The 1,458-nt window shown below is 75.2% G+C and carries 3 protein-coding genes; all 3 read left to right on the forward strand.

Going from position 1 to position 1,458, the window contains the following annotated elements; genetic code table 11:
- Positions 1 to 667 (forward strand): asparagine synthase-related protein (locus ACIQOV_RS41215; RefSeq protein WP_401056243.1); only part of this gene is annotated, 667 nt, incomplete at its 5' end.
- Positions 640 to 897, forward strand: coding sequence for a lasso peptide biosynthesis PqqD family chaperone (locus tag ACIQOV_RS41220; RefSeq protein WP_401056245.1), 258 nt, complete (start codon positions 640 to 642; stop codon positions 895 to 897). The genes ACIQOV_RS41215 and ACIQOV_RS41220, both read left to right, overlap by 28 nt.
- The gene (locus ACIQOV_RS41225) at positions 894 to 1,334 is read left to right on the forward strand and encodes a lasso peptide biosynthesis B2 protein (protein ID WP_401056247.1); all 441 of its coding nucleotides are present in this window, start codon (positions 894 to 896) and stop codon (positions 1,332 to 1,334) included. Before ACIQOV_RS41220 ends, ACIQOV_RS41225 begins: the two co-directional genes overlap by 4 nt.
- The last annotated feature ends 124 nt before the right edge of the window (positions 1,335 to 1,458 follow it).

Here is a 1,458-nt window from a genome sequence, read left to right on the forward strand (position 1 = left end):
CGACACCGACCGCCTCACCCACCCCCACCCGCCACCCACCACCCAACTCCTCGGCTGGGGAACCGAACCCCGCCTGCCGCCCTGGGCCACCCCCCACGCCGCCGACCTGGTCCGCGAACAACTCGAAGCCCTCCACGGCACACCACCCCTGGCACCGCACCACACCCACCACCAGACCCTGCACCTCGTCCGCCGCAGCGCCGCCGCCCTACGCCAACTCAACGACACCACCGCACGCTCGGGCGTACCCCACAGCGCCCCCTACCTGGACGACCAGGTCCTCGACGCCTGCCTCGCCGCCGAACCCGCCACCCGCGGCACACCCTTCGCCTACAAGCCACTGCTCACCGAGGCCCTCGCCCCTGACGTCCCCGCCGACCTCCTGCGACGCACCGGCAAAGGCGACTTCACCCCCGACGCCCACCAGGGCCTCGCCCGCCACCGCGCCCGACTCGCCGCCCTCATCGAGGACAGCGCCCTGGCCCGCGCCGGACTGATCGACCCCGACGCACTGCGCCGTGCCTGCCTCGGGCTCTACCCGCCCGGCACCCCCTACGCGGCCCTCGACGCCACCCTCGCCTGCGAACACTGGCTGCGCGCCCACCCCGCCACCCCCGACCGCCCACCGAAGGAGCCCGCATGGCCGCCGAGCTGCGCCCCGACGTGACGCTCACCCCGACCGACGACGGCGCCGTCCTGCTCGACGAGCGCTCCGGCCGCTACTACCAGCTCAACCGCACCGGGCTGTTCACCCTGCGATCCCTGCTGGACGGCCGGAGCACCGACGAGATCGCCACCGACCTCGCCGGCCGCCACCCGGTCACCGCCGAACGGGCGCGCTCCGACGTCGAGCGGCTGCACCGGAACCTGCGTACCGCCGGACTGGTCACCGGATGAGCCTGCACGCCCACGCCACCCGCGCCGGCCGCCCGCCCCGGCACCTGCGGCCCGCCGCCCTCGCCGCGATCGGCGCGGCCCGGCTGATCGAGAAACTCCCCCCGGCCCGGATCCGCCGGGTGATGCTCGCGCTGCGCCGCGGCGCCCGGCCCGCCCGCCGGGCCGAGGCCCTCGCCGCCCGGCAGGCCGTGGTCGCGCTCAGCATGCGCTGCGCCGGCCAGGGCTGTCTTCAACGCTCCATCGCCGCAGCCCTGTTGTGCCGAACCCGGGGCAGCTGGCCGACCTGGCGCACGGGCGTGCGCACCGCCCCCTTCCGCGCCCACGCCTGGATCGAGGCCGAGGGCGAACCCGTCGACGAACCCGCCGAACTCGCCCACTTCCACCCGCTGATCACCATCGCCCCGCCCCCGCCCCCGCTCCGGACGCCGGGCCGCTGACGCCGACCAGGAGGCACGGGAAGTCGGACGGGCCGACTTCCCGCGCACGCCCGGCAGTCAAAGAAGTGAATCCTGTGAGCCGATAAGCGGCGCCTATCGGAGATTCGACGGATATCCCTTTGCC

Source organism: Kitasatospora sp. NPDC091257 (assembly GCF_044757675.1).
GTDB lineage: Bacteria > Actinomycetota > Actinomycetes > Streptomycetales > Streptomycetaceae > Kitasatospora > Kitasatospora lactacystinica.